Genomic DNA, 24,829 nt, shown 5'->3' with positions numbered 1-24,829 from the left:
ATAGACGGATGTAAGCCCGACAAAGACTAAAAAACGGTCAGATAATTCCGATACGGACCAACGGAGCTATCACCAGAAATACCACACCTTTTTTAACGCTGCCATTTCGCGCCTCCCGCATTGGATGCGCCTCGGATATTAAGACCTTAGCGGACCCTTCAAGCCATGAACAAAAATCTGCGCTTCAGCCACAAGATCCTGCTTGCAGCCTCCCTTATCGTCATCGCCGCCTTTGCGTTGTTTACCCTCTACAACGACTATCTGCAGCGCAACGCGATTCGCGACGACCTCAACAACTATCTGCACGAGATGGGCGACGTTACCGCCAGCAACATCCAGACCTGGCTCACCGGACGTATCGCCCTGGTGGAAAACGCCGCACAGAACATCGCCATCAACCCTGAAAAAGCCGTCGTCGCCAGCCTGCTGGAGCAGAAAGCGCTGACCTCGTCATTCATGGCGACCTACGTCGGTGACAGCCAGGGCACGTTCACCATCCGCCCTGACACCAAGATGCCCGACGGCTTCGACCCGCGTGTTCGCCCCTGGTACAAGGGCGCCCAGGCCAGTAACGGCTCGACCCTGACCGAACCCTATATCGACGCGGCGACCGGGCAACTGATCATCTCCGTTGCCACGCCAAGCGCCAAGGGCGGCCAGAGCATCGGCGTGGTCGGTGGCGACCTGAGCCTGCAGACCCTGGTGGATAACATCGGCGCGCTGGATTTTGGCGGCATGGGCTATGCGTTCCTGGTCAGCGCCGACGGCAAAGTGCTGGTGCACCCCGATAAAGCCCTGGTGATGAAGACCCTGTCGGACGTTTATCCAAAAGACACGCCGAAGATCAGCGGCGACTTCAGCGAAGTGCAAGCCAATGGCAAGACCAATATCGTGACGTTCACACCGATCAAGGGCCTGCCATCGGTGAACTGGTACCTGGGCGTTTCGGTGGACAAGGACAAGTCTTTCGCCATGCTCAGTGAGTTCCGCACCTCGGCGGTGATCGCCACGATCATCGCGGTGGTGATCATCATCGCCCTGCTCGGCATGCTGATCCGCGTCTTGCTGCAACCTTTGCACCTGATGACCCGCGCCATGCAAGACATTGCCGACGGTGAAGGCGACCTGACCCGCCGCCTGACCATCCAGAACAATGATGAATTCGGCACCTTGGGCAATGCTTTCAACCGCTTCGTCGAGCGCATTCATACCTCGATTCGCGAAGTGTCTTCAGCCACCGAGCACGTCAATGAAGTAGCCCTGCGGGTGGTCAGCGCCTCCAACTCGTCGATGGTCAACTCTGACGAACAGGCCAACCGCACCAACAGTGTCGCTGCCGCCATCAATCAACTGGGGGCCGCAGCCCAGGAGATCGCACGCAACGCCGCCCAAGCCTCCAGTCAGGCCAGCGATGCCAGGCACTTGGCCGAAGACGGCCAGCAGGTGGTTGAACGCAATATCAAGGCGATGACGCAGTTATCCAGCATGATCAGCACCTCAAGCACCAATATCGAAGCACTTAACAGCAAAACGGTGAATATCGGCCAGATTCTTGAGGTGATCACCAGCATTTCCCAGCAAACCAATCTGCTGGCGCTCAATGCGGCGATCGAAGCGGCGCGCGCGGGGGAAGCCGGGCGTGGCTTTGCGGTCGTGGCCGATGAAGTGCGCAACCTCGCTCATCGCACTCAGGAGTCGGCGCAACAGGTGCAGACGATGATCGAAGAGCTACAGGTGGGTGCCCGGGACTCGGTGACTACCATGAGCGAAAGCCAACGCCACAGCCTGGACAGCGTGGAAATCGCCAACCTGGCCGGCGAGCGCCTGAACAGCGTGACCCAGCGCATTGGCGAGATCGACGGCATGAACCAGTCGGTCGCCACCGCAACGGAAGAACAAACCTCGGTGGTGGAGTCGATCAATATGGACATCACCGAGATCAACACCCTCAACCAGGAAGGGGTGGAAAACCTGCAATCGACCCTGCGCGCCTGCTCGGACCTGGAACAACAGGCCTCGCGCTTGAAGCAATTGGTGGGCAGCTTCCGGATCTGAGGTGCCCCCCACCTTAATCCACCTGTAGGAGCGAGCTTGCTCGCGAAAAACGTCAACGATAACGCGGGCTGCCTGAAGAAACGCGGGGTCTGTGAGTTTTTCGCGAGCAAGCTCGCTCCTACAGCGTGCTGTTTGTCCGCTCCCGCCACCGTCATGCTGCGAATCTAAACCGAACATCTATCCTTACCTCAGGTCCATCTAGGGAGAGCAATGGATCGGAGGGATGTTCATCGTGCATATCGCTGACATAACCATGTTCTACGCCCCGGCCAGCGGTGGCGTACGCACTTACCTTGACGCCAAGCACCGGCGTCTGGCGCTCAAGCAGGGCATTCGCCACAGCCTGTTGATTCCTGGCGCACACTTGAGCGAGCAGGACGGCATCTTCAAAGTACCGGCGCCCGCCCTGCCCTTCGGCAAAGGCTATCGCTTCCCCCTTCGTTTGGCGCCTTGGCGAAATGTCCTGCACGATTTACAGCCCGACCTGATCGAAGTTGGCGACCCTTACCTGACCGCGTGGGCCGCGCTGGATGCCCGACGCCAATTGGATGTGCCGGTCATCGGCTTTTACCACTCCGACCTGCCACTGCTGGTGAGCAACCGCATGGGGCCTTGGTTTACCCCCAATGTTGAAGCCTATGTGCGCAAACTCTATGGGAATTTTGACCGAGTGCTCGCCCCCAGCCAGGTAATGGCCGACAAGCTCATCGGGCTTGGCGTCAGAAATGTCTTCGTTCAACCCCTGGGCGTAGACCTGCAAACCTTCACCCCTGAGGTACGTGACCCCGGCCTGCGCGCCGAACTGGGGATTGGCGAAGACACTCGGCTACTGATCTTCGCCGGGCGCGGCTCCAAGGAGAAAAACCTGCCGGTGCTGCTCAACTGCATGAAACGCCTGGGGGAAGGCTACCACTTGCTGCTGGTGGGCTCCGGCATGCCGGCCAGCGTGCCAGACAATGTCACCGTGATTGACGGATTCCGGCCCGCCCAACATGTCGCTCGGTTGATGGCCAGCGCCGACGCCTTACTGCATGGTGGCGACCAGGAGACCTTCGGCCTGGTGATCCTGGAAGCCATGGCCTGCGGTATTCCAGTGGTCGCCGTGGCGGCCGGGGCCTTTACCGAGATTGTCGACGAGCGTTGTGGCCTGCTGTGCGCGCCAAACAACCCCAAGGCCATGGCCGAGGCGGTGCGCGAGCTGTTCAGTACCGACAGCCGACGCCTGGGTGCTCAGGCTCGGCGCCATGTCGAGCAGCATTATGCGTGGGACACGGTAGTCGACAGCCTGCTGGGGCATTACTGCGCCGTGCTGGGCAGCCATGAACCGATGCTCGCCCATGGCTGAGCGCGCGCTGATGCTGGTACTGCACGACGTGGCTCCGCACACCTGGGCCGACTACCGGCCGTTCGTCGAGGCCGTCGATGCACTGGGCCACGTGCCCATCACTTGGCTGGTGGTGCCAGACTTCCATCACCATGACGACTTGGCCGCCCACCGCGATTTTCGGCGCCTGCTCGACAGCCGTGTCGCCAAGGGCGATGAGCTCACCTTGCACGGGTACTACCATTGCGACGACCAACCTCGGCCGCGTACGCCAAAAGAATGGTTTATGCGACGCATCTATACCCACGAAGGCGAGTTTTACCAGCTGTCCGAAGCCGAGGCGTTGCGGCGGTTGACCGCCGGCATTGAGGTATTTGAGCGCAATGGCTGGCCGCTGCATGGCTTTGTTGCGCCCGCCTGGTTGATGAGCGACGGCACCCGGCAGGCATTGCGCCAGTTGCCGCTGAGCTACACCAGCGACCCACAACATCTTTATCGCCTGCCGGACTTCACGCCTATCAACGCCCCCGGCCTGGTGTGGAGCGCCCGCAGCGGCTGGCGCCGGGGATTGTCCAAAATCCTCAGTGATCGCCGTGAACAGCGGTGGCAGGAGGCCCCGCTGATCCGACTGGGTTTGCACCCGGTGGACATGCGCCACAGGTTTTCCCGCGATTATTGGCTAGACACCCTGCAACGCCTGCTCAACGCGGGGCGCGTCCCCCAAACCAAGGCCGCCTGGCTGGCGACGCAGCCATGGGCCGACTGATCTGGTTAGTGTTGGCGCTCTTGGTGGCGCTGGTGATCCCATTGTGGCTGGGCGGCGGCGAAAGCATTGCGCGCCTGCGCCAGTTTCCCTTGCCCCAGTTACTGGGGATGTTCGCCATGATCATTGGCTGCTGGCTGATCAACAGTCTGCGTATCCGCCTGCTGCTTGGCGAGCATCGCGGCGAGTTAGGCCCGCTTAAAAGCCTTGGCGTGGTGATATCCACCGAGTTCGCCATGTGTGCAACACCCGGCGGCAGCGGCGGGCCGTTGACCCTGATGGCCCTGCTGGCACGCAATGGCATCCGCCCCGCCCAAGGCAGCGCGGTGTTTGCCATGGACCAGTTGAGCGACCTAGTGTTTTTTCTCTGCGCACTGGTGGGGATCTTGCTATATGCGCTATTCCATAGCCTCAGCCCGCGTCTGGAGTGGTTGCTGGGGCTCAGCGCCGTGTCGATGGTGGGTGGGGTAATCAGTGGCTGGGCCGTGGTGCATTTTCACCGACGGCTGATTCGCCTGGCGGGTTTGGCACTCAAGGCCATGAAGGTCAGTGCTACCACCCGCCGACGCTGGGCACGCCGGTTGCTGCGTTTTCTTGCGGCGTTCAGCGCCACCCTGAAACTACCCCGGAGCACCTTGCTTGGGGTCTTTGCGCTGACCAGCCTGCATTGGCTGCTGCGTTACAGCGTGCTGTACCTGGCGCTGCGCGGGTTGGGGGGCGAGGTGCAGTGGGCCTGGAGCTTTCTGATCCAGATGTTATCCCTGACTGCCGGGCAGTTCAGCCTGGCGCCAGGCGGGGCCGGCGCTGCGGAGTTGACGTCAGCGGCACTGCTGGCGCCCATGGTGGGCACATCCACAGCGGCTGCGGCGATTCTGATCTGGCGCGCGGTGACCTACTACTTCTATTTGCTGGCCGGTGCGCCAGTGTTTCTATTGATGGTCGGCAAACCGCTGCTCAAGCGTCTTTTTCAGGGGCGGCAGGCTGCTCATCCTGCGCCTGTGTCTGTTCCCATAAACGCGCCGCGCCTGGAAAATCAGTACCATCCTCGGCATCCAGCGCGTCCGGGTCGTAACGACTCAAACAGCCCTCGCCCAAGGTAGCAGGCGCCCGTGAGGTGGCTTTATCGAGCGGGTCGCTCATGGGAATCTCCTGAAACAGAAATAAAAAAGGGCCTGGAGAGTTTTACCTCCAGGCCCCCGTGTCTTTCAATCAAAACCGCTGGGTCAGAAGACCACGGTCTTGTTGCCGTGCACCAACACGCGATCTTCCAGGTGGTAGCGCAAGCCACGGGCCAACACCATCTTTTCGACATCACGGCCGAACCGCACCATGTCTTCAATACTGTCGCTGTGGCTGACGCGCACCACGTCCTGCTCGATGATCGGGCCGGCGTCCAGCTCTTCGGTCACGTAGTGGCAGGTTGCACCAATCAGCTTCACGCCACGCAAGGAAGCCTGGTGATAAGGCTTGGCACCAACAAAGGACGGCAAGAAGCTGTGGTGGATGTTGATCACCTTGCCAGCGTATTCGCGGCACAACTCCGGTGGCAGGATTTGCATGTAGCGCGCCAGCACCACTACATCCGCGTCATGCTGCTTGACCAAGCGCGACACTTCGGCGAATGCCGGCTCCTTGTCCTGTGGGTTGACCGGCACATGGTAATAAGGGATGCCATGCCATTCGACCATGCTGCGCAGGTCGTCATGGTTGGAGATCACGCAGGCAATCTCGCAATCGAGTTCGTCGCTGTGCCAGCGGTGCAGCAGGTCTGCCAGGCAGTGGGATTCGCGGCTGGCCATCAGCACCACGCGTTTCTTCTGCTCTGTATCGGTGATGTGCCAGGTCATTGAAAACTCTTCGGCAATCGGCGCAAACGCCTCGCGGAAGGCTTCCAGGCCAAAGGGCAACGTATCGGCACGGATTTCGTGACGCATGAAAAACCAACCACTGAGATCGTCCGAGTGATGGCTCGCCTCGGTGATCCAGCCATTATGGGAAGCCAGAAAGTTACTGACCTTGGCAACGATGCCAACCCGGTCCGGGCAAGCAATCACCAGCCGAAAAGTGCGCATTAGGGGGAAACTCCAGAACTTCACAAAGGCCGCTATTCTAGCGATTACGCAGAAAAACTGCAGTATTCCCTTGCACCTTATCTTGAGGCATGGCCGTGGTAACACCCCTTAATCGTGTAAGGTTTTACCAGCGCTATATGACGATACAACGGCATGCTCAGGCCGGTAGCAAAAAATTAAGGTGATTATCTTTTGCGCATAACGCTTACTAATTAACTCATCGGCCAGGTTTTCTCCCACACATTCAATGTCATTCGCCTAAATACCGTCTTAAATGTTTACTTGATGAAATTGCCTGACTATTATTAGGCCACTCACCCTGTCAATCAGCGTTCTACATAAGGTAGTCCACATGTCACTGATCAACGAATACCGCGCCACCGAAGAAGCTATCAAAGAGCTGCAAGCCCGTTTGAAGAACCTGTCCGAAGACGACAAGCTGAAAACCGAGCTGGAATTCGAAGGCAAATTGCGCACCCTGATGGGTGAATACTCCAAATCCCTGCGTGACATCATCGCGCTGCTGGATCCAGAGTCGAAAGTTAAAGCACCGCGTGGCGCTGTGAAAACTACCGGCACCAAGCGTGCTCGCAAGGTCAAGCAGTACAAAAACCCGCACAACGGCGAAGTAATTGAAACCAAAGGTGGCAACCACAAAACTCTGAAAGAGTGGAAAGCCAAGTGGGGCGGTGACGTAGTTGAAGGTTGGGCAACCCTGCTGGGCTAAGCCCGGTCGGACGTTCACCCGATACGTCACACATGAAAAACGCCAGCTTGCTGGCGTTTTTTATTGTCTGAATATTCTGTAGTTATGCGCCTACAGATTCAGGCGCGCCGCTAAGGAATCCACATAGTCCTGCCATTGCGCCAGTACCTGGCACTGAAACGATGTAGCACTAACCGCCAACTCCTCACGCGCCTGCTTAAATGCCAAGAGGGTATTCGGCGCCCCCCACTGTGCATCCGACAAACGTTGCTGACAGAAAAGCTTCCAGCGTTGTAGCTCCTCATTGTTCAAGGTTTCAGGAAAGTTACGCGCCCGGTAGCGAAATAATAATTCCGGCAAACGATGATCATCGAACGGCCACTGCTGACGGGCTAATTGCGCGGGCTCTGCCATGCGAACTTGCTCACATAAACGGCGGTCACGGTCACCAATAAAACCCTCGTAGAGCTGCTGCTCCGGGTCCGAGTTTGACGCAAAGTCTTCCTCGGCATAAATGGCCGCTAACTTGTCCCGCCAAACTTCCTGTGCGTCAGTTAGCCGCAGCGCCCGCGCGAGGCAAGCTTCCTTATCCAATTGAAGGCGCTCGAGGTCTTGAGGGCGCAGCACCTTCAACGGCGCAACCACCGGGCAGCGGTTGATATGCAGCAACTTGAGCGGAACCGGCAGTTCACCTTCGGCTAGCTCATCGCGGCGCGTGTAAAGACGCTGACGCAGCGTCGTCGCATCCAGGTCCAACAGCCCTTGTGGATCGAGCCCCAGGTCACAGACGATCAAGGCATTGCGATTGCGCGGGTGCCAGGCCAGGGGCAAGACCACGCCCAGATAATGGCGCTCGGCGGAAAAACGCCCCGAGATATGCACCATCGGTTGCAGCAACCGCACCTGATCCATGACCCGCTGCTTGCTGCGCAATTGAAACAACCATTCATACAACTTCGGTTGTTTCTCCCGGACCAACCGCGCCAGGGCGATGGTTGCACGCACATCCGACAACGCATCATGGGCCTGGCCATGGTCGATGCCGTTGGCCTCGGTCAAGCGTTCGAGCTTGAGGGTCACACGCCCGTCCTGCTCGGGCCAGTTGATGCCCTCCGGCCGCAGGGCGTAGGCGGTGCGCATCACATCGATCAAGTCCCAGCGACTGTTGCCGCCCTGCCACTCGCGCGCATACGGGTCGAAAAAATTGCGATACAGACTGTAGCGCGTCATTTCATCGTCGAATCGCAGCGTGTTGTAGCCGGCGCCGCAGGTACCTGGCGCGGCCAGTTCGGCGTGCACCCGAGTCATGAAATCGGCTTCGGCAAGGCCCTTCTCGGCGAGGACATCCGGCGTGATGCCCGTGATCGCGCACGCTGCCGGGTGAGGCAGGATATCGTCGCTTGGCTGGCAATAAAGATTGATCGGCGCACCGACCTCATTGAGCTCAAGGTCGGTGCGGATCCCGGCTACCTGGAGCGGGCGATCGTTGCGCGGGTTGATGCCAGTGGTTTCATAGTCGTACCAGAAAATCGAGGTCACGGGCTATTCCTGTGCTGAAGATCGACAAAGTCTAGGCGCTGCAAGGCGTTGGGAGCCAGCGATACCTGACTGTATAAATATCCAGAAAACCCTCGAATGGTTGCTTCCACCGTCGACACTGCTAGCATCCGTGTCTCTCAAGTCGCCTCGCACTGCCAAGGATCGCAATGCCATCAACGCCTTTGGATACCCACTACCAGATAGAAACGCCGGAGGGCATCGACCTGCCCCTGCGTCCTGCTGGCCTGCCCTCTCGGGCATTGGCCTTTGCATTCGACCTGGGCGCGCGAGGGATCATCATGGGGATCCTGCTAGTGCCGCTGGCGCTGCTCGGCAATGTGGGGATCGGGCTGGGTTCGCTGCTGCTGTTCGTGGTGAGCTGGTGGTACATGGTGTTGTTCGAAGTGCTCAACCACGGCTGCTCGCCGGGCAAGCAGGTCATGGGCCTGCGCGTGGTACAGGATGACGGCACGCCCATTGGCTGGTCGGCATCATTGATCCGCAACCTGCTGCGTTTTGTCGACATGCTGCCCTTCGGTTATTTCCTCGGCGCGATCAGTTGCCTGCAGCATCCGCACTTCAAGCGGCTCGGCGACCTGGCGGCAGGCACACTGGTGGTCTACCGCGAGCTGCCGCTGGTGCGCCCGAGCATCCCTCAAGCACCCGCCCTGCGCCTGTCATTCGCACTGGAGCTGAGCGAACAGCGGGCCATCCTCGGTTTCGCCGAACGCCAGGCGGAACTCTCGGCCGAACGGGTGCATGAACTGGCCGCCATCCTCGCAGGGCCCCTGCAGGTGCCTGCACCGCGTGCCGTGGAGCAACTCAACGGTGTAGCCCGTGGTTTGTTGGGGCCGACATGAAGCAAAGCCTTTTTGAAAGCCGCCACCAGCATCAATGGCAAACCTTCGCCGAGCAGTTGAAGCAACTGGAGCAAGGTAAAGCCAAGGCCGCCGATGTCGCCGACTTCCCGCATCAATATCGACGCCTGTGCCAACATCTGGCCCTGGCTCAGCAGCGCGGCTACAGCAGTTACCTGGTCGATCCGTTGCAACAGCTGGCATTGCGCGGCCATCAACAACTGTATCGTCATCGCAGCCAACTGACGGCAAACATACTGGCGTTTCTTCTCGCCGACTTCCCGCGCCTGGTACGCGAACAATGGCGCTTCGTGCTGATCGCCGGCCTGCTGTTCTTTGGCAGCCTGGCGGGGATCGCCCTGCTGGTGTACCTGTTCCCCGACCTGGTCTACAGCATCATCAGCCCCCAGCAGGTGGCCGAGATGCAGGGCATGTACAACCCCGATGCCAACCGCCTGGGCCGCGCTGCCGAGCGTGCCGCCAGCGAAGACTGGATGATGTTTGGCTATTACGTGATGCACAACATCGGCATCGCCTTCCAGACCTTTGCCGCCGGCCTGTTGTTTGGCCTGGGCAGTGTGTTCTTTCTGATTTTCAACGGTTTGGTCATAGGTGCGGTCTCCGGGCACCTTACCGACATTGGCTATGGCCAGACCTTCTGGTCGTTTGTCATTGGTCACGGCGCATTCGAGTTGAGCGCCATCACACTGGCCGGTGCCGCAGGCTTGCAACTGGGCTGGTCACTGGTCGCCCCCGGGCGCTTGGCGCGCAGCGAAGCCCTGCGCCTGGCCGCGCGCAAAAGCGTAAGGATGCTCTGTGGTGTCATGGTGTTCCTGTTGATCGCCGCCTTTATCGAAGCCTACTGGTCCTCAACCACTCGCATTGAGCCCTGGATCAAGTACGCGGTAGGCGCCGCCCTCTGGCTGCTGGTGGCCGCTTACCTGACCCTGGCCGGGCGGAGTCGCCATGCGCCTGACTGACGCCAGCGTAGTCATTCGCCCGCGCACTTCCTGGGAAGCCATGGACTTGGGTGTGCTGATGGCCCGGGAACACCGTTTCTTGCTGATGAACAGTTGGGCGCTGGTGAGCCTTCCGATATTCAGCCTGTTGACGGTGCTGCTCTGGAGTTACCCGTCTCTGGTCATGTTCCTGTTCTGGTGGCTCAAGCCGGCCTTCGACCGCTTGCCGCTGTACATTCTTTCCCAGGCCCTGTTTGGTGAGCCCCCCAGCCTCAAACAGGCCATTCGCCATTGGCCGCAGTTGCTCAAAGGGCAACTGTTCGCCAGCCTGACCTGGCGGAGGCTGAGCATGAGTCGCAGCTTCACCCTGCCCGTCAGCCAACTGGAAGGCCTGGACGGTGACGCACGTCAACGACGCCTTGGGGTGTTGCTGCAACGTAACGCTGGCGCCGCACGCTGGCTGACGACGATCGGCGTACACCTGGAAATCGGTCTGTGGTTTGGCGGCATGGCCCTGTTCTATCTCTTCATCCCGCAACAGGTTGAACTGGACTGGGACTGGCAACGACTGGTATTGGCATCAGGCTCGGACGTGCTTTGGCTTGAGCACCTGAGCAATGCTTTCTATGCCCTGGTCCTCGTGTTCTGGGAACCCATCTACGTCGCCTGTGGCTTCAGCCTGTACCTCAACCGCCGCACGGTGCTGGAGGCCTGGGACCTGGAACTGGTATTCCGTCGCCTGCGCCAGCGCCTGAACAACGTTGCACCGCTGTTGTTGCTGGTCGTTGGCCTGGCACTGCTACAAATCAGCCCACCGACCATGGCAGATGAAGCCACAGCCCATAAGCCACTTAGCACCCAGGCCGCCAGCCAATCCATCCAGGCATTGCTGGAAAAGCCCCCTTTCAAGAACCCGGAAACCGTCACACGCTATCGGTTTGGCGAAGAAAAAGCGCCGGTTGAAAACAAGGCCAAGAGCGACGGCAAATTACCTGGCTGGCTCCAGGCACTGCTCGACAACCTTAACAGCGACACCTTCACATACGTCGCCAAAACCTTGGAAATACTACTCTGGAGCCTTGTGATTGGCGGCCTGGCCCTGGTGTTCTGGCGTTACCGTGAATGGTTGCTCACGTTCGTCAGCCGCCTTGGACCCACTCGCACTACCGCCCCCTCGCCCGTTCCCGCTCAGTTGTTCGGCTTGGAGCTGGGCGCCGAGACATTGCCCGAAGACATCGCCAGTACCGCCGAACAACTATGGCCCACCCAGCCCCGGGAAGCCCTTGGCCTGCTGTATCGCGGGTTGCTCAGCCGGCTGTTGCACGAGTTCGACCTGCCACTGACAAGCGCCGATACCGAGGGGCAGGTGCTGGAGCGCGTTCATCGTTTGCAACAACCGCAATTACTGGCGTTCAGCGACGAACTGACGCGCCACTGGCAAAACCTGGCCTATGGTCACCGTCTGCCGCCCTCTTCAGCCCAACAAAAACTGTGCAGCGACTGGCGTGCTCTTTTCAGTGAAGGAGCGAGCCAATGAATCGCGCGCTATTGTGGACAGCGCTGTTGTTGGCGTGCCTGCTGGGTGCGGGCGGCTTATATGCCTGGCACAAAGCAATTCCCTACGACGAAGTGGTTGACCGGGGCCCGTCGCCAGAGGCACGCGCCAACCCTTACCTGGCCGCCGAGCACTTTCTACGCCAGCAAGGCGTGGTTGTGGCGCACGCCAATGGCCTTGAACGACTCGCCGACCTGCCTGCCAAAGGCCATAGCCTGTTGCTGCTGGGGGAGCGCAGCAACATGACCCCGCGCCAGGTCGAACAACTACTGGGCTGGGCAAAAGCCGGTGGCCACCTGCTACTGGTCGCCGAGGCATTATGGGATGAAGGCGCCGGCACAAGCGGTGACCTGCTGCTTGATCGCCTCACTATCCGTCAAACCTTGAGCGACACCTTCGACGAACCCGTGCCACCGCGTAAAAAAAACAAGCCGGATCTGACAAAGCTCTACGTCGACAACGAAACCGCCCCGGCGTACTTCAGTTTTGACACCGACTTCAACCTCACCGACCCCAAGCACCTGGCGCAGTTTTCCGCCAACAGCGCCAAGTCCAGCCACCTGATGCAACTTGACCTTGGGCAAGGCCACGTAACGGTGATCACCGACAGCGACCTGTGGAAAACCGCCAATATCGGCAAACATGATAACGCCTGGTTGCTGTGGTACCTGAACCAGGGCACTGACGTCACCCTGCTGTTCAACAGCGACACAGACGATCTGTTTACTCTATTGCTCCGTTATTTCCCCCAGGCCCTCGTCGCCCTGGTTGCGCTGCTTGCTCTGGGGCTGTGGCAGGCAGGCATGCGCCAAGGCCCGATCCAGGCACCGGCTCCCAAGGCGCGTCGCCAGTTGCAGGAACACTTGAAGGCCAGCGCGGACTTCCTATTGCGCCGCAGCGGCCAGGGCACGTTGTTGCAAGCCTTGCGACACGACATTCTGCGCGCAGCCCGGCGACGTCATCCCGGGTTCGAACACCTCGATGCGCCAAGGCAACGGCAGGTGCTGGAACACCTTACGCGACAACCCCCTCACATCATCAGCCAGGCGCTTGAGCCCGTTGCGCTGAAGCGGCTCTCCAACGCCGACTTCAGCCGACAGGTGGCGCACCTGCAAACCCTCAGGAATGCCTTATGAGCGACTCTCCACTGGCCACCACCCTGACCGCCGAAAAGCTTCAGCACGCCAGCCAGCAGGCCCAGGCGCTGCGCGTGGAATTGCGCAAGGTCGTGATTGGCCAGGACCTTGTGATTGACGACGTGCTCACCGCCCTGATCGCAGGCGGCCACGTATTGCTGGAAGGCGTGCCAGGCCTGGGCAAGACCTTGCTGGTACGAGCCCTGGCCCGCTGCTTTGGCGGTGATTTCGCCCGTATCCAGTTCACCCCGGACCTGATGCCCAGCGATGTCACCGGCCACGCCGTTTACGACCTGCAGACCGAACAGTTCAAACTGCGCAAGGGGCCGATATTCACCCACCTGTTGCTGGCCGATGAGATCAACCGTGCCCCCGCCAAGACCCAGGCAGCGCTGCTGGAAGCCATGCAGGAACGTCAAGTGACCCTGGAGGGCGAGGCGTTGCCCATCGGCCAGCCCTTCATGGTGCTGGCGACCCAGAACCCCATCGAACAGGAAGGCACCTACCCACTGCCCGAGGCCGAGCTGGACCGGTTCATGCTCAAGGTGCGAATGGACTACCCAGATGCTCTACAAGAGCTGGATATGGTCCGCGAAGTGACGCGCTCGTCCAAGGCCGACATGCTGGAGGTACAGCCGTTGCGTACGGTGCTGCAAGCCGCGGACGTAGTAACGATGCAGCAAATTGCCAGTGACCTGCCGCTGGATGAACAGGTGCTCGAGTACGCCGTGCGCCTGGCCCGTGCCACGCGCAGTTGGCCGGGGCTGGCCATCGGTGCCGGCCCCAGGGCCTCCATCGCCCTGGTACGCGGGGCACGTGCCCGTGCGCTGTTGCGCGGTGGCGAATTCGTCACCCCCGATGACATCAAGGGCTGCGCCCTGGCGGTACTGCGTCACCGGGTACGCATCGCACCAGAACTGGACATCGACGGCTTGGAAGTCGACCAGGTGCTACAGCAGTTACTCGACCAGATTGCAGCACCAAGGCAATGACGCGGCCATGAAACCGACTCGTCTGCTGCTGACCTGGCTGGGCGTTCTGCTCGGTTTGAACATCTTGTTGGGCGCCTCGGCAGCGTTGCAGTTCAAAGTGCCCGCCACCTTTCATTCGGTAGCCTGGGGCCTGCTGCTGGCCCTGTTGCTGCTGGCGATGCTGGATGCTGCACGCTTGCGTCGCCGCCCTTCGGCCCGCGTGTACAGAACATTACCTGGCAGCCTGGCGCTGGGGCGCTGGGAAGAAATACGCCTGTGCCTGGAGCACGACTACCCGCAACCTCTGACCGTGCAGGTGTTCGATCACGTGCCCGATGGCCTGGCTGTGGAGAACCTGCCTCAATCCATTCAACTACGCCCCGGTGAGCGTGCCGAGCTGGGCTATCGCGTGCGCCCCTTGCGGCGCGGGCACTTCCATTTCAGTCGCTGCGAACTGCTGCTGCCCAGCCCATTGGGGCTGTGGTCGGGACGACGCTGGGTCGAGACTCACGATGCCACTCGTGTTTACCCGGATTTCGCACGTTTATACGGTGCGCAGTTGCGGGGTGTGGATAACTGGCTCAGCCAACTGGGCGTGCGCCAACATCAGCGGCGAGGATTAGGCCTGGAGTTTCATCAACTGCGGGAGTTTCGTGAAGGTGACAGCCTGCGCCAGATCGACTGGAAAGCCACCGCCCGCCAACGAACGCCCATTGCCCGGGAATACCAGGACGAACGCGACCAGCAAATCGTGTTCATGCTCGATTGCGGCCAGCACATGCGCAGCCAGGATGATGAACTGTCCCATTTTGACCACGCGCTCAATGCCTGCCTCCTGCTGAGCTACGTTGCCTTGAGACAGGGCGATGCCGTAGGGCTGTGCACGTTTGCCAGCGACCAGCCGCGCTACCTGAAGCCGGTCAAGGGCAGTGGCCAATTGAACCTGTTGCTCAATGCGGTCTATGACCTGCAGACCACGCGAAAAACCGCCGACTACCAGGCGGCCGCCAGCCAGTTGTTGGCACGTCAAAAACGCCGGGCGCTGGTGATCATCGTCACCAACCTGCGGGATGAGGAGGATGAAGCGCTGATGGCTGCCGTCCAGCGTATCGGCAGGCATCACCGGGTACTGGTGGCCAGCCTGAGGGAAGAGGTCCTCGACCAACTACGCCAGGCGCCTGTGCAGACACTGCCCGAAGCGCTGGCTTACAGCGGCACGATCGATTACCTCAACACCCGCAACCAACGCCATGATCGCTTGAGTGCTCATGGCCTGTCGGTGCTGGATACCTTGCCATCGGCGCTGGGTGCCGGGCTGGTCACACGCTATCTGGAGTGGAAAAAGGCCGGGGTATTCTGAGGATGACTGCGCAGGGGCATGGCCAGGAAATGGCCACGACCCCACGCATAATTCAGACAGAGGCCTGCAAAGGATAAAAGCTGAAGTACTGCAACAGCGCGTTGATCAGGTGCCGGTACTCTTCGGGCGCCTCAAGCACGCTGAACCCCGAGTCGTAATGCTGCGGGGTGACATCTTCATGGCTCCACAAGCAGGTTGCCGTGAGGTCAATTGCCTTGAACTCGCCCTGCGCCACCGGCACTTTCAAGCGCAGCTCGAAATCCACGTCGGTCATCATGGGTAACGAGCTGATCAGCATCAGACCGTTTTCAGACACATTTCCAAGATAGCCGATTGGCTTGTCAGTAATACGATTGAACACCTGCAGAAAATACGGCAGTTGATGCCGCTCGATCCGTCGTTCGGTAAACATGGTGAAGTCGCCATCCAATAGCCAAAAATCTGGCCGTGCCAGTGATTCGGAACAAGCAATCGCTCGCTCTCCCTGGATCTCGGTGTGACAACAGCTACCGCTTGTCACCAAACAGCTGCCGAATCCGGGCATTGCATCCGTTCGAATGGGTACTGCACAAACAGACATTCAAAGAATAGCGCAAGACTGGCGACAGGCCAGCCATGAAGCGACAAATACCCTTACAACGACGCAGGCCTTGGTTTTGCCAGGCCTGCAGCCGGCAGATGCCCCAGTTGCTGCAAGGTATCGAGCCGCGCACGGGCTCGATAGGCGTACTCGCTCGACGGGTAGTGGCCGATGATGAACTGATAGGTCTGTGCGGCATCGACAAAGAGTTTCTGGCGTTCCAGGCACTGCCCACGCAACATCGAAACCTCCGGTTGCACGTAGCGGCGAGTTCGGCTCTCGCGATCGACCTGGGACAACTCCAGGGTGACACGCTGGCAATCACCGACCCCATAGGCACGGTAAGCGTTGTTCAAATGGTGGTCCATCGACCAGCGGGTACAGCCGACAACACTGACGGCCAGGGCAGCAACGAGCAAAATTCGCATGGGGTTCTCCTGTCTTGTGCAGTGTATCGACCCCTGGTCGAAAATCTTCAAGGCGTTTGCCCATTCAACCGCCGCCAAAACAAGCCAATCGTCGATAAGTAGTGCAAACGAACAATGACTACAACGAAAGAGCATAGTAGCCTTCCCCAGCGCTTGAACTCAGGAGTCCGTGCATGTCCGTCCGTCGTACCAAAATCGTCGCCACCCTTGGCCCGGCCAGTAACTCGCCGGAAGTCCTCGAACAGCTGATTCTGGCTGGTTTGGACGTCGCCCGTCTGAACTTCTCCCACGGCACCCCGGACGAGCACAAGGCTCGCGCCAAGCTGGTGCGTGACCTCGCCGCCAAGCATGGCCGCTTCGTTGCACTCTTGGGCGACTTGCAAGGCCCGAAAATCCGTATCGCCAAATTCACCAACAAGCGGATCGAGCTGAAGATCGGTGACAAGTTCACCTTCTCCACCAGCCACCCGCTGACCGAAGGCACCCAGGACGTGGTGGGCATCGACTACCCGGACCTGGTCAAGGACTGCGGCGTCGGTGACGAACTGCTGCTGGACGACGGCCGTGTGGTGATGCGCGTTGACACTGCCACGCCGACCGAACTGAACTGCACCGTGATCATCGGCGGCCCGCTGTCCGACCACAAAGGCATCAACCGTCGCGGTGGTGGCCTGACGGCGCCGGCCCTGACTGAAAAAGACAAGGCCGACATCAAGCTCGCCGCCGAAATGGAAGTGGACTACCTCGCCGTGTCCTTCCCGCGCGACGCCGCCGACATGGAATACGCCCGTAAGCTGCGCGACGAAGCCGGCGGTACCGCCTGGCTGGTAGCGAAGATCGAACGTGCTGAAGCCGTGGCCGATGATGAAACCCTCGACGGCCTGATCAAGGCCTCCGATGCCGTGATGGTTGCCCGTGGCGACCTGGGCGTTGAAATCGGTGACGCCGAGCTGATCGGTATCCAGAAGAAGATCATCCTGCACGCACGCCGTCACAACAAAGCGGTGATCGTTGCGACCCAGATGATGGAGTCGATGATCCAGAACCCGATGCCGACCCGTGCCGAAGTGTCCGACGTGGCCAACGCCGTACTCGACTACACCGACGCCGTGATGCTCTCGGCTGAAAGTGCCGCCGGCCCTTACCCGCTGGAGGCCGTACAGGCCATGGCGCGTATCTGCGTCGGTGCCGAAAAGCACCCGACCAGCAAGACCTCCAGCCATCGCATCGGCAAGGTCTTCGAAAGCTGCGACCAGAGCATCGCCCTGGCTGCCATGTACACCGCCAACCACTTCCCGGGCGTGAAAGCGATCATCGCTTTGACCGAAAGTGGCTACACGCCGTTGATCATGTCGCGCATCCGTTCCTCGGTGCCTATCTACGCTTTCACCCCACACCGCGAAGCCCAGGCCCGCGCGGCTATGTTCCGTGGCGTGTACACCATCCCGTTCGACCCGGCGTCGCTGGCACCGAACGAAGTCAGCCAGAAGGCGATCGACGAGCTGGTCAAACGCGGCGTCGTGGAGAAAGGCGACTGGGTCATCCTGACCAAGGGCGACAGCTACCACACCACCGGTGGCACCAATGGCATGAAGATCCTGCATGTGGGCGACCCGCAGGTCTGAGTGACAGGCTGAAAAACAAAAGCCCCGCCATGTGAATGGCGGGGCTTTTTGCATTTCAGTGCAGGCCACTGTGTTGAGTTTCAGCGCCTCATCGCAGGCAAGCCAGCTCCCACAATAGTCAGACAACTCAGTCTACTGTGGGAGCTGGCTTGCCTGCGATGGCGTCATCAGCACCCGGCGATAAACTCCGATACCGACTTGAGCAGGCTTTTCATAAAGTGAAAGGGCGGGATAGAAACACATCCGCCAGCAATTGATTACGCGGCAGTCCCGCCAGGAACAAGCGCTTGGAAAAGGCCTCGACGCTGGCAGGGTGCCCGCAAAGCAAGGCCAGGGTGTGCCGGGAAACCAGCCGCAGTTGCGCCAATGCCGGCTGCAACTGCGCCGCGGTCCATAGCTCCACGGTCAGGTTCCCATGCCGGGCGGCAAGGGCTGCCAGGGGTTCAGCCAGATAATGACCTTCGGCCTCATGGGCCAGGTGAATCACGCGAATGTCGCCCTGGTGATCCTGGCGCAGCGCCTCGCGCAACACCCCCCACAAGGGCCCCAGGCCAGTACCGGAAGCCAGCAGCCACAACGGCCGCGATTGCCAGTCAGGGTCATAGTGCAGTGCTCCACCCCGCAGTTCACCCAGGCGCAAAGGATCACCGACCTTCAACCGTCGCGCCGCATCGCTGAATGCACCGGGTTGACGGCAGTCGATATGAAACTCCAGGTGCGGCTCTTCCTGGGGCAAGCCCGCCAGAGAATAGGGGCGCGCCACCTGCCCCGCCCACAGCACCAGATGCTGCCCGGCGTTGTACCGCAGGGCACGTTCCGGTTGCAGGCGCAGGCGCAGTACCGTCGAACTCAGCCAATCGGCGCCCACCACCTGGGCGGGCAGGCCATCGCGCTGAGGGTCAAACGCTTCGACCTTCAGGTCCGCACTGACCCGGCACTGGCACGCCAGGCGCCAACCTTGCTGGCGCTGCGTCGGGCTCAAGGCTTCGGGCTGCTGGTCGTCAACCTCACCATCGCAACGCACCAGGCACGCATGGCAACTGCCGGCCCTGCAACTGAAGGGCACGGCCACGCCGGCCTGATTCAAGGCATCCAGCAGGTTGCTGCCGAGGGATACAGACCAGTGGCGTTCGCCGACGTACAGTTCAGGCATATAAAGACTCAATCATAAGGAGCGCGCACAGGGAATCATGCCTGCGACAGTTTGACCATAGTCGGGTGTATCGGCCACCGTGCCGGGTTATACTGCCGCGCCTTTTTAGCGTCGCGCCTGCACCATTCTGGCGTGCCTTGGAAAGATGGCTTCAGCCGACCGATGCAACACTGGCGCCATCTTTATTGAATGTTCCCTTATAGAGGAGCGCGACTCATGACCGTGATCAAGCAAGACGACCTGATTCAGAGCGTTGCCGACGCCCTGCAATTCATTTCCTATTACCACCCCGTTGACTTCATCCAGGCCATGCACGAAGCCTACCTGCGCGAAGAATCGCCGGCAGCCCGTGACTCCATCGCCCAGATCCTGATCAACTCGCGCATGTGCGCCACCGGCCATCGCCCGATCTGCCAGGACACCGGTATTGTCACCGTGTTCGTGCGCGTGGGTATGGACGTGCGTTGGGACGGCGCCACCATGGGCCTGGACGACATGATCAACGAAGGGGTGCGTCGCGCCTACAACCTGCCAGAAAACGTCCTGCGCGCCTCGATCCTCGCCGACCCGGCCGGCGCCCGCAAGAACACCAAGGACAACACCCCTGCGGTCATCCACTATTCCATCGTCCCGGGTAACACCGTGGAAGTGGACGTGGCGGCCAAGGGTGGCGGCTCCGAGAACAAGTCGAAAATGGCCATGCTCAACCCGTCCGACTCGATCGTCGACTGGGTGCTCAAGACTGTTCCGACCATGGGCGCCGGCTGGTGCCCACCGGGCATGCTCGGCATCGGCATCGGCGGTACCGCCGAGAAAGCCGCAGTAATGGCCAAGGAAGTGTTGATGGAGTCCATCGACATCCACGAGCTGAAAAAGCGCGGCCCGCAGAACCGTATCGAAGAAATGCGCCTGGAGCTGTTCGAGAAGGTCAACCAACTGGGCATCGGCGCCCAGGGCCTGGGTGGCCTGACCACCGTGCTCGACGTGAAGATCATGGACTACCCGACCCACGCCGCGTCCCTGCCGGTGTGCATGATCCCCAACTGCGCCGCCACCCGCCACGCGCACTTCGTGCTCGACGGCTCGGGCCCGGCGTCGCTGGAAGCGCCATCGTTGGACGCCTACCCGGAAATCGTCTGGGAAGCTGGCCCATCGGCCCGCCGCGTCAACCTCGACACCCTGACTCCGGAAGAAGTGCAGAGCTGGAAGCCGGGCGAAACCGTACTGCTCAACGGCAAGATGCTTACCGGTCGCGACGCGGCGCACAAGCGCATGGTCGAGATGCTGAACAAGGGCGAAACCTTGCCGGTGGACCTCAAGGGCCGCTTTATCTACTACGTCGGCCCGGTTGATCCGGTGCGCGAAGAAGTGGTTGGCCCGGCGGGCCCGACCACCGCGACGCGGATGGACAAGTTCACCCGTCAGATCCTCGAGCAAACCGGCCTGTTGGGCATGATCGGCAAGTCCGAGCGCGGCCCGACCGCCATCGAAGCGATCAAGGACCACAAGGCCGTGTACCTGATGGCCGTGGGCGGCGCCGCTTACCTGGTGGCCCAGGCCATCAAGAAGTCGCGCGTGGTTGCCTTCGCCGAACTGGGTATGGAAGCCATCTACGAGTTCGACGTGAAAGACATGCCGGTCACCGTTGCAGTGGACAGCAAAGGTGAATCCGTCCACATCACCGGTCCTGCCATCTGGCAGAAAAAGATCAGTGACAGCCTGGCGGTAGAAGTGCAGTAAGCGCCTTCTCCACAAGCATAAAGGCGACTGCGGCCCCATGGCCCAGTCGCCTTTTTTATGCCTGAAGCAAGGGAACTGCTCTTGCTCTTGCTCTTGCTCTTGCTCTTGCTCTTGCTCTTGCTCTTGCTCTTGATCCCAGGCGCCCCGTTAAACCACGCTGGCCGAACGCAGGCTTGAATTCGTGGGTAACCCGGCAGGACGCCGGGTTAGCCGCCCCGCGCCATGGATGGCGCGTGGCGGCGGCCCACGGATTCAAGCCTGCGTTCGGGCACACCGAGCCTAGGCGAGGTGCCGAGTGGTGGGGCAAGAGCCCTTTGGTTACTTTGGGGCTTTTCCAAAGTGACCCGCCGTCAGGGCGGAACCCTAAGTGGCCGTTACCGCAGCAATGGATATGCACATAATCCAACTGTGTCGCCTGCCAGGCCCCCTTCGCGAGCAAGCCCGCTCCCACATTGGGATCGTGGGGCGTCAGGTAGCTAGCCGTCGGCTGGCAGGCCGTCATCGCAGGCAAGCCAGCTCCCACACAAACTCCTTGGTCACAAGATATGAGCTGCCCATGCTATGGTGCTCGCCCCTTACCGTGCCTGTTCATCATCGTATGATCGTGATCCCTCGCCCCCTGCGCCTGACCTTCTATTCTCTGTTGATCATCGCCGGTGCGGTGCTGGCTGCCGCCTTGGCCACGCGCCATGCCGAACGCCAGGCCCTGGTGGACGACGCCGCCCGTGCCAATCAGCAGCTCGCGCTGTATGCCAACTCGCTGCACACCCTGATCGAACGCTACCGTGCCCTGCCCGCCGTACTGGCGCTGGATTCGGAGATGATCAGCGCCTTGAAGGGCCCGCTGGACGCCGCCACGCAAGACCGGCTCAACCGCAAGCTGGAGCGCATCAACGGCGCTGCGCAGTCTTCGACCCTGGAACTGATGGACCGCACCGGCCTGGCCGTGGCCGCCAGCAACTGGAACCTGCCCAGCAGTTATGTCGGCCACAATTACGCGTTCAGGCCGTATTTCAGCCAGACCTTGAGCCAGGGCACCGGGCGCTTTTATGCAGTGGGCGTGACCACGGGTATTCCGGGTTATTTTCTTTCCAGCGCGGTCGTGGATGAGCACGAGCAGTTCCTTGGGGCCATGGTGGTCAAGCTGGAGTTCCCCGAGCTGGAGCGCGAATGGGCCCAGGGCAATGACCTGCTGTTGGTCAGCGATGCGCGGGGCATCGTGTTTATCGCCAACCAGCCGGGCTGGCGTTATCGCAACCTGCGGCCGTTGTCCGAAAATGACCTGGCTGAACTCAAGGCCACCCGCCAATACGACAAGAAGCAACTGCAGCCGCTGGACACCCAGCCCCTGCAACGCTTTGACGAAAACAGCCACTTGATTCGCGTCAGCGGCCCCGACGGCAACGCCAATTACATCTGGGAGTCGCTGCCGCTCAAGCGCGAAGGCTGGACCCTGCACCTGTTGCGCAAACCCCAGTTTGCCTTTGAAGACCAACGTAACGCGGGCCTTGCCGCTGCGGGTTCGTGGCTGGCATTGGTGTTCCTGGGGCTGTTCCTCAGCCAGCGCTGGCGCCTGGCCCGCTTGCGCCAGCGCAGCCGTGAAGAACTGGAGCAATTGGTCGAAGAACGCACCCAGGCGCTGCGCACCGCCCAGGATGGCCTGGTGCAGTCGGCCAAGCTGGCGGCATTGGGGCAGATGTCGGCCGCCCTCGCCCATGAAATCAACCAGCCGCTGACCGCCCAGCGCATGCAACTGGCGACGCTGCGGCTGCTGCTCGACCATGGTCGCGTGGACGATGCCTACAAGGCGCTCACGCCATTGGATGACATGCTCACGCGCATGGCCGCGCTCACCGGCCACCTCAAGACATTCGCGCGCAAGAGCCCCAGTGGCCTGCGCGAAAAGCTGGACCTGGCGACGGTGGTCGACCAATCCTTGCACCTGCTCGACGCGCGCCTGCGTGACGAAGCCATCGGCGTGGTGCTGGACCTCACTCGCCCGGCCTGGGTACGTGGCGACGCGATCCGCCTGGAACAAGTGCTGATCAACCTGCTGCGCAACGCCCTCGACGCCATGGCCGATAAACCGCGCAAGCGCCTGGAAATCCGCCTGCACGCCGATCAGCAGCTGTGGCAGTTGAGCGTCTGCGACAGCGGCGGCGGGATTGCCGAGGAACATTTGAGCAGCGTATTCGACCCGTTTTTCACCACCAAACCGGTGGGCGACGGGCTCGGCTTGGGGCTCGCGGTGTCCTACGCTATCGTGCATGAACTGGGCGGACGCCTGAGTGCCGCCAACCGTGGCGATGGCGCGATTTTCACCTTGACCCTGCCTATCGCCCTGGAGACACCAGACCTATGTTGAACGCGGTGATTGTGGTCGATGACGAAGCCAGTATTCGCACGGCCGTCGAGCAATGGCTGAGCCTGTCGGGGTTTGACGTGCAGTTGTTCAGCCGCGCCGAAGAGTGCCTGGCGCAACTGCCCAAGGACTTTGCCGGGGTGATTCTGAGCGACGTGCGCATGCCGGGGCTCAGCGGCCTTGAACTGTTGGCCGAGGTGCAGCGCCGCGATGCCGATTTGCCGGTGATTTTGCTCACCGGCCATGGCGACGTGCCAATGGCCGTCGAAGCCATGCGCGACGGGGCCTACGACTTCCTGGAAAAACCCTTCAGCCCCGACGCCTTGCTCAACAGCCTGCGCCGGGCGTTGGACAAGCGTGGCCTGATCCTGGAAAACCGCCGCCTGCATCAACAGGCCGATCATCGCGCGCAGTTGGAGTCCAGCCTGCTGGGTGTGTCCAAGGGCCTTCAAAGCTTGCGCCGCCAAGTGCTGGACCTGGCGGGCTTGCCGGTCAATGTGCTGATCCGGGGTGAGACCGGCAGCGGCAAGGAGTTGGTCGCCCGCTGCCTGCACGACTTCGGCCCACGCGCCAAGAAGCCGTTCGTGGCCCTCAATTGCGCGGCAATCCCCGAGCAGTTGTTCGAAGCTGAACTGTTCGGACATGAAAGCGGCGCTTTCACCGGTGCCCAGGGCAAACGTATCGGCAAGCTGGAATATGCCCACGGCGGCACCTTGTTCCTGGATGAAATCGAAAGCATGCCCCTGGCCCAGCAAGTGAAATTGCTGCGCGTATTGCAGGAACAGAAGCTGGAGCGGCTGGGCTCCAACCAGAGTATCCAAGTGGACCTGCGCATCATCGCTGCCACCAAGCCCGACCTGCTGGAAGAAGCCCGTGCCGGGCGCTTTCGCGAAGACCTGGCCTATCGGCTCAACGTCGCGCAACTGCGCCTGGCGCCATTGCGTGAACGTCGCGAAGATATTCCCCTGCTGTACGAGCATTTTGCGCAAAGCGCCGCCGAGCGTCTGGGCCGCCAGGTCGAGCCCTTGAGTGGGCCACAGTTGGGGCGCCTGCTCAGCCATGACTGGCCGGGCAATGTGCGCGAACTGGCCAACGTCGCCGAGCGCCAGGTGTTGGGGCTAGACGAGCCGGAACCGCAAGGGGTCGAAGCCGGGCAGTCGTTAGCGGCGCAGCAGGAGGCGTTCGAGGCACACTGCCTGAAGGCCGCGTTGACGCGTCACAAGGGCGATATCAAGGCGGTGCTGGCCGAGTTGCAACTGCCGCGCCGTACCTTCAATGAGAAGATGCAGCGGCATGGGTTGGTAAGGGAGATGTTTGTGTAGCGATCTTTGGATCGCCATCGCGGGCAAGCCCGCTCCCACACTGATCGTTCCCACGCTCCGCGTGGGAACGCAGCCTAGGCCGCTCTGCGTCGCTTTTTAAAGGCGCGACGCGGAGCGTCACAACAGGCGTTTCCACGCAGAGCGCGGGAACGACTACTGCAGCCATAAGCGGATTTCCGCTCACCACCCCAAAACCATCAGCGAATTTCCGCTCAATAAAATCCCGCAACCCTTCTATTCCGGGCCTTCCTCTACCTGGCACAGCTCCTGCTATAGCCCCAACAGGCTGCGCACGCGCCGCTCCATAAAAACAACTAGATGA

General features: G+C 60.8%; 20 protein-coding genes and 1 pseudogene. 16 read left to right on the top strand and 5 right to left on the bottom strand.

Translation table 11 applies throughout. The features are described 5' to 3' along the window. Positions 1 to 165 precede the first annotated feature (165 nt). The 5 genes and pseudogenes from HU730_RS18110 to HU730_RS18095 all read left to right on the top strand — a co-directional run bounded on the left by HU730_RS18110 (position 166) and on the right by HU730_RS18095 (position 5,242). A complete protein-coding gene (locus tag HU730_RS18110; protein ID WP_034128593.1) occupies positions 166 to 2,055 on the top strand; it encodes a methyl-accepting chemotaxis protein in 1,890 nt (629 codons plus the stop codon). A 36-nt stretch (positions 2,056 to 2,091) separates the two neighbouring features. Then, positions 2,092 to 2,178: pseudogene (locus tag HU730_RS26765) on the top strand (outer membrane lipoprotein carrier protein LolA); the annotation flags it as partial. A gap of 100 nt (positions 2,179 to 2,278) precedes the next feature. Then, entirely contained in the window at positions 2,279 to 3,400 is a 1,122-nt protein-coding gene (locus tag HU730_RS18105; protein ID WP_034128594.1) for a glycosyltransferase family 1 protein, read from the top strand. Continuing rightward, a complete protein-coding gene (locus HU730_RS18100; protein WP_034128595.1) occupies positions 3,393 to 4,145 on the top strand; it encodes a polysaccharide deacetylase family protein in 753 nt (250 codons plus the stop codon). Before HU730_RS18105 ends, HU730_RS18100 begins: the two co-directional genes overlap by 8 nt. Next, positions 4,133 to 5,242 (top strand): lysylphosphatidylglycerol synthase transmembrane domain-containing protein, encoded by a 1,110-nt coding sequence (locus HU730_RS18095; protein ID WP_054918407.1) that lies wholly within the window; start codon positions 4,133 to 4,135, stop codon positions 5,240 to 5,242. The genes HU730_RS18100 and HU730_RS18095 overlap by 13 nt, the downstream gene beginning before the upstream one ends. 123 nt (positions 5,243 to 5,365) lie before the next feature. Here HU730_RS18095 and purU read toward each other — a convergent pair whose 3' ends face one another. Continuing rightward, complete coding sequence (purU, locus tag HU730_RS18090; RefSeq protein ID WP_019821236.1) at positions 5,366 to 6,214, bottom strand: formyltetrahydrofolate deformylase; 849 nt, start codon at positions 6,212 to 6,214, stop codon at positions 5,366 to 5,368. A 352-nt stretch (positions 6,215 to 6,566) separates the two neighbouring features. Here purU and mvaT point away from each other — a divergent pair, with 352 nt between their 5' ends. Then, a complete protein-coding gene (gene mvaT / locus HU730_RS18085; RefSeq protein WP_019821235.1) occupies positions 6,567 to 6,941 on the top strand; it encodes a histone-like nucleoid-structuring protein MvaT in 375 nt (124 codons plus the stop codon). Positions 6,942 to 7,031: 90 nt separating this feature from the next. Here mvaT and sbcB read toward each other — a convergent pair whose 3' ends face one another. Beyond that, the gene (sbcB, locus tag HU730_RS18080; RefSeq protein ID WP_186527680.1) at positions 7,032 to 8,459 is read right to left on the bottom strand and encodes an exodeoxyribonuclease I; all 1,428 of its coding nucleotides are present in this window, start codon (positions 8,457 to 8,459) and stop codon (positions 7,032 to 7,034) included. A 167-nt stretch (positions 8,460 to 8,626) separates the two neighbouring features. On the opposite strand from sbcB, the gene HU730_RS18075 reads away from it, so the two are divergent. Genes HU730_RS18075 through HU730_RS18050 form a run of 6 tightly spaced genes read left to right on the top strand, consistent with a single transcriptional unit; the run spans position 8,627 to position 15,297 of the window. Further along, positions 8,627 to 9,319 carry an RDD family protein gene (locus tag HU730_RS18075; RefSeq protein WP_054918403.1) on the top strand — a complete coding sequence of 231 codons (693 nt, stop codon included), beginning with the start codon at positions 8,627 to 8,629 and terminating at the stop codon, positions 9,317 to 9,319. Continuing rightward, the gene (locus HU730_RS18070; protein ID WP_186527679.1) at positions 9,316 to 10,296 is read left to right on the top strand and encodes a stage II sporulation protein M; all 981 of its coding nucleotides are present in this window, start codon (positions 9,316 to 9,318) and stop codon (positions 10,294 to 10,296) included. Before HU730_RS18075 ends, HU730_RS18070 begins: the two co-directional genes overlap by 4 nt. Continuing rightward, complete coding sequence (locus HU730_RS18065; RefSeq protein WP_186527678.1) at positions 10,283 to 11,812, top strand: DUF4129 domain-containing protein; 1,530 nt, start codon at positions 10,283 to 10,285, stop codon at positions 11,810 to 11,812. Before HU730_RS18070 ends, HU730_RS18065 begins: the two co-directional genes overlap by 14 nt. Beyond that, entirely contained in the window at positions 11,809 to 12,966 is a 1,158-nt protein-coding gene (locus HU730_RS18060) for a DUF4350 domain-containing protein (RefSeq protein WP_186527677.1), read from the top strand. Before HU730_RS18065 ends, HU730_RS18060 begins: the two co-directional genes overlap by 4 nt. Next, on the top strand, positions 12,963 to 13,958 hold the full coding sequence (locus HU730_RS18055; RefSeq protein WP_186527676.1) for a MoxR family ATPase: 996 nt from the start codon (positions 12,963 to 12,965) through the stop codon (positions 13,956 to 13,958). Before HU730_RS18060 ends, HU730_RS18055 begins: the two co-directional genes overlap by 4 nt. Before the next feature lie 7 nt (positions 13,959 to 13,965). Next, complete coding sequence (locus tag HU730_RS18050; protein WP_054897653.1) at positions 13,966 to 15,297, top strand: DUF58 domain-containing protein; 1,332 nt, start codon at positions 13,966 to 13,968, stop codon at positions 15,295 to 15,297. Positions 15,298 to 15,349: 52 nt separating this feature from the next. Here the strand turns inward: HU730_RS18050 and HU730_RS18045 are convergent, their stop codons facing one another. Beyond that, a complete protein-coding gene (locus tag HU730_RS18045; RefSeq protein ID WP_034134388.1) occupies positions 15,350 to 15,709 on the bottom strand; it encodes a PilZ domain-containing protein in 360 nt (119 codons plus the stop codon). 221 nt (positions 15,710 to 15,930) lie between these two features. Continuing rightward, positions 15,931 to 16,305, bottom strand: a complete 375-nt coding sequence (locus tag HU730_RS18040) for a hypothetical protein (RefSeq protein ID WP_003193903.1) — start codon at positions 16,303 to 16,305, stop codon at positions 15,931 to 15,933. A gap of 173 nt (positions 16,306 to 16,478) precedes the next feature. On the opposite strand from HU730_RS18040, the gene pyk reads away from it, so the two are divergent. Beyond that, a complete protein-coding gene (gene pyk / locus HU730_RS18035) occupies positions 16,479 to 17,930 on the top strand; it encodes a pyruvate kinase (RefSeq protein WP_003193904.1) in 1,452 nt (483 codons plus the stop codon). A gap of 211 nt (positions 17,931 to 18,141) precedes the next feature. Here pyk and HU730_RS18030 read toward each other — a convergent pair whose 3' ends face one another. After that, a complete protein-coding gene (locus HU730_RS18030; protein ID WP_186527675.1) occupies positions 18,142 to 19,083 on the bottom strand; it encodes an iron-sulfur-binding ferredoxin reductase in 942 nt (313 codons plus the stop codon). A gap of 216 nt (positions 19,084 to 19,299) precedes the next feature. Here HU730_RS18030 and HU730_RS18025 point away from each other — a divergent pair, with 216 nt between their 5' ends. The 3 genes from HU730_RS18025 to HU730_RS18010 all read left to right on the top strand — a co-directional run bounded on the left by HU730_RS18025 (position 19,300) and on the right by HU730_RS18010 (position 24,507). After that, positions 19,300 to 20,823, top strand: a complete 1,524-nt coding sequence (locus tag HU730_RS18025; RefSeq protein WP_034128606.1) for a fumarate hydratase — start codon at positions 19,300 to 19,302, stop codon at positions 20,821 to 20,823. Between the two features lie 598 nt (positions 20,824 to 21,421). Next, on the top strand, positions 21,422 to 23,188 hold the full coding sequence (locus HU730_RS18015; protein ID WP_186527674.1) for an ATP-binding protein: 1,767 nt from the start codon (positions 21,422 to 21,424) through the stop codon (positions 23,186 to 23,188). Beyond that, entirely contained in the window at positions 23,182 to 24,507 is a 1,326-nt protein-coding gene (locus HU730_RS18010; RefSeq protein ID WP_186527673.1) for a sigma-54 dependent transcriptional regulator, read from the top strand. Before HU730_RS18015 ends, HU730_RS18010 begins: the two co-directional genes overlap by 7 nt. Positions 24,508 to 24,829: the final 322 nt, after the last annotated feature.

The organism is Pseudomonas sp. SWRI22 (assembly GCF_014268395.2).
Classification (GTDB): Bacteria; Pseudomonadota; Gammaproteobacteria; order Pseudomonadales; family Pseudomonadaceae; genus Aquipseudomonas; species Aquipseudomonas paracarnis.
Note: the sequence above shows the minus strand (reverse complement) of the source record. Positions and strands in the feature narration are given on the sequence as shown.

Bases quoted from the DNA above. Each gene is read 5' to 3' on its own strand.
- HU730_RS18110 (WP_034128593.1), top strand. From the start codon at position 166: ATGAACAAAAATCTGCGCTTCAGCCACAAGATCCTGCTTGCAGCCTCC.
- HU730_RS18105 (WP_034128594.1), top strand. From the start codon at position 2,279: ATGTTCATCGTGCATATCGCTGACATAACCATGTTCTACGCCCCGGCC.
- HU730_RS18100 (WP_034128595.1), top strand. From the start codon at position 3,393: ATGGCTGAGCGCGCGCTGATGCTGGTACTGCACGACGTGGCTCCGCAC.
- HU730_RS18095 (WP_054918407.1), top strand. From the start codon at position 4,133: ATGGGCCGACTGATCTGGTTAGTGTTGGCGCTCTTGGTGGCGCTGGTG.
- purU (WP_019821236.1), bottom strand. From the start codon at position 6,214: ATGCGCACTTTTCGGCTGGTGATTGCTTGCCCGGACCGGGTTGGCATC.
- mvaT (WP_019821235.1), top strand. From the start codon at position 6,567: ATGTCACTGATCAACGAATACCGCGCCACCGAAGAAGCTATCAAAGAG.
- HU730_RS18075 (WP_054918403.1), top strand. From the start codon at position 8,627: ATGCCATCAACGCCTTTGGATACCCACTACCAGATAGAAACGCCGGAG.
- HU730_RS18070 (WP_186527679.1), top strand. From the start codon at position 9,316: ATGAAGCAAAGCCTTTTTGAAAGCCGCCACCAGCATCAATGGCAAACC.
- HU730_RS18065 (WP_186527678.1), top strand. From the start codon at position 10,283: ATGCGCCTGACTGACGCCAGCGTAGTCATTCGCCCGCGCACTTCCTGG.
- HU730_RS18060 (WP_186527677.1), top strand. From the start codon at position 11,809: ATGAATCGCGCGCTATTGTGGACAGCGCTGTTGTTGGCGTGCCTGCTG.
- HU730_RS18055 (WP_186527676.1), top strand. From the start codon at position 12,963: ATGAGCGACTCTCCACTGGCCACCACCCTGACCGCCGAAAAGCTTCAG.
- HU730_RS18050 (WP_054897653.1), top strand. From the start codon at position 13,966: ATGAAACCGACTCGTCTGCTGCTGACCTGGCTGGGCGTTCTGCTCGGT.
- HU730_RS18045 (WP_034134388.1), bottom strand. From the start codon at position 15,709: ATGTTTACCGAACGACGGATCGAGCGGCATCAACTGCCGTATTTTCTG.
- HU730_RS18040 (WP_003193903.1), bottom strand. From the start codon at position 16,305: ATGCGAATTTTGCTCGTTGCTGCCCTGGCCGTCAGTGTTGTCGGCTGT.
- pyk (WP_003193904.1), top strand. From the start codon at position 16,479: ATGTCCGTCCGTCGTACCAAAATCGTCGCCACCCTTGGCCCGGCCAGT.
- HU730_RS18030 (WP_186527675.1), bottom strand. From the start codon at position 19,083: ATGCCTGAACTGTACGTCGGCGAACGCCACTGGTCTGTATCCCTCGGC.
- HU730_RS18025 (WP_034128606.1), top strand. From the start codon at position 19,300: ATGACCGTGATCAAGCAAGACGACCTGATTCAGAGCGTTGCCGACGCC.
- HU730_RS18015 (WP_186527674.1), top strand. From the start codon at position 21,422: ATGATCGTGATCCCTCGCCCCCTGCGCCTGACCTTCTATTCTCTGTTG.
- HU730_RS18010 (WP_186527673.1), top strand. From the start codon at position 23,182: ATGTTGAACGCGGTGATTGTGGTCGATGACGAAGCCAGTATTCGCACG.